Source organism: Klebsiella sp. K47 (genome assembly GCF_051858335.1).
Classification (GTDB): domain Bacteria; phylum Pseudomonadota; class Gammaproteobacteria; order Enterobacterales; family Enterobacteriaceae; genus Klebsiella; species Klebsiella pneumoniae.
This window is the reverse complement of record NZ_JBPYUI010000120.1, coordinates 1-309: the sequence shown is the minus strand read 5'-3', so window position 1 is coordinate 309 and position 309 is coordinate 1. Positions and strand designations below refer to the sequence as shown.

Here is a 309-nt window from a genome sequence, read left to right as displayed (position 1 = left end):
AGTTTCTCACAAAGGTCGGCCTCGACATCGAGATCAAGCTCGTTAAGCTTCTCCAGCAGGAGCAGAGACTGATTCTGGATGAATTTAGCCATGTTCAGCGCTGTTTTCTGTTGTTTCGTCATAAGAGGCCTCAGAGCGTCAGTGCTCAGTGTAGGGATGTTCTCTTTTCCGCTTCCTCGCTCACTCAGTCGCTATGCTCCTGCCGTTCGGCTGCGGCGAGCGGCAGGAGCATGCGTATAAAAGCTCGAGAAAACCGAGCGGTCGCGTGACGGGGAAAAGGAAAGGCCGCTAAGCGGCCGTTTTTCCATA

Annotated in this window: 1 protein-coding gene; it reads right to left on the bottom strand. The window is 53.4% G+C overall.

The window, feature by feature from the left end; genetic code table 11:
* Positions 1–122 (bottom strand): Rop family plasmid primer RNA-binding protein (locus RRF55_RS27360; RefSeq protein ID WP_114449732.1); only part of this gene is annotated, 122 nt, incomplete at its 3' end.
* Positions 123–309 lie beyond the last annotated feature (187 nt).